This is a genomic window from Sinomonas sp. (assembly GCF_036848755.1).
In the GTDB taxonomy this organism is placed as follows: Bacteria; Actinomycetota; Actinomycetes; order Actinomycetales; family Micrococcaceae; genus Sinomonas.
Window position 1 is genome coordinate 1 of record NZ_DAIUJO010000248.1, and the last position, 1,510, is coordinate 1,510.

A 1,510-nucleotide genomic window follows, 5' to 3' on the forward strand; every position below is an offset into this window, starting at 1 on the left:
ATGTCCCGGTCGTGACGGATCGGACTCCTCGGCAGCGCGGAGCAGCTGGGATCGCGCCGCAGGAGGCCGCCCCGATCGCGGCGCAGTCCGCGCATGGGCTCGACCCGCTCGAGCCGCAGAAGTCCCGCGTCGATCGGGAGCGCGTCCTGCTCCTCGGGATCGGCGCCATCGGCATCGTGGCCCTCATCGCGGCCGTCCTGATTGTGTTCTTCGGCAAGTAGCCGAGGGCATCGAGTACTTTACAGAAGGAGCTTCATTGAGTGCAGCCGAAACGGTTGTCGAGTCCGCGAAGGTGGCCGCAAAGGCGGCCGCGGACAAGCTGGCCGAGAACATCGTGGCCGTAGACGTGAGCGAACGGCTCGCCATCACGGACCTCTTCATCATCGCCTCCGCCGCGACCGAGCGTCAGGTCAACTCGATCGTGGACAACATCGAGGACGAGCTCATCAAGCTCGACCGCCGTCCCGTGCGGCGCGAGGGACGCACAGAGGGTCGGTGGGTGCTTCTCGACTACGGCGACATGGTCATCCATGTCATGCACGACGACGATCGCGCCTTCTACGCGCTCGAGCGACTGTGGAAGGACTGCCCCTCAGTGGACCTGGGGCTCGAGGAGCCGGGCGATTCCGCAGCCTCGGCAGCCGGCTGAGTTCGGCTGTGGGGGATCGGCGGAGGATCGTCTTCTGGCGGCACGGTCGCACGGACTGGAACGCGGCCGGTCGCTTCCAGGGCCAGACTGACGTCCCGCTCAACGACGACGGCGTGCGTCAAGCGACGCACGCCGCGCGCGTGCTCGCGGCCATGGGACCCAGCGCTATCGTCACCTCCGACCTCGAGCGGACACGGACGACGGCGGAGGCCCTCGCCACTGAGACAGGGCTGCCGGTCGCCGTCGATTCCGGGCTGCGCGAGACGAACGCCGGCCGGTGGCAGGGCAAGACGTTCGCGGAGATCCGGCTGACCGAGGCCGCCGAGCTCGGGCGCTGGGAGGACGGCGACGTCACTGTCGCCGCGGGCGGTGCCGAGACCCGCCTCGATGTGGCAGCGCGGACCCGGGCCGCGGTGGAGCGTTCGCTCGAAGCAGTGGGGGAGTCTGGCACGCTCGTGATCGTGAGCCACGGCGGTGCAATCCGCGTCGCCTTGGCGGAGTTGATGGGTCTCCCACACGAGCTGTGGGGTGCCCTTTCGGGCCTCTCGAACTGCAACTGGTCAGTGCTCGAGGAGCGTTCCCCGGCCGCCGACGGATCTCCGCGGTGGCGGCTCGGTGAGCACAATGCGGGCAGCCTGTTGGTGCCCGTTCCCATCGTCGAGGGCTGACCGGAGGCGCCCCATCAGATTTGTGCGGCGCGGTCCCCACGGCTAAGATGGACGAGTTGCTCCGGACGGAATGAGGGGATCTTCAGGTCCTCCGAAAGGTCTTGTCCGGTGCGGTTCCTGGGGCTGTGGCGCAGCTGGTAGCGCACCTGCATGGCATGCAGGGGGTCAGGGGTTCGAGTCCCCTCAGCTCCAC

Annotated in this window: 2 protein-coding genes, 1 tRNA gene and 1 pseudogene; all 4 read left to right on the plus strand. The window is 68.3% G+C overall.

What is annotated here, in order from left to right:
- A pseudogene (locus V7053_RS19010) lies at positions 1-221 on the plus strand (hypothetical protein); the annotation flags it as partial.
- A gap of 35 nt (positions 222-256) precedes the next feature.
- Positions 257-649, plus strand: a complete 393-nt coding sequence (rsfS, locus tag V7053_RS19015) for a ribosome silencing factor (RefSeq protein WP_334173806.1) — start codon at positions 257-259, stop codon at positions 647-649.
- Between the two features lie 8 nt (positions 650-657).
- Complete coding sequence (locus V7053_RS19020) at positions 658-1,317, plus strand: histidine phosphatase family protein (protein WP_334173807.1); 660 nt, start codon at positions 658-660, stop codon at positions 1,315-1,317.
- Between the two features lie 119 nt (positions 1,318-1,436).
- Positions 1,437-1,509, plus strand: a tRNA-Ala gene (locus V7053_RS19025).
- The last annotated feature ends 1 nt before the right edge of the window (position 1,510 follow it).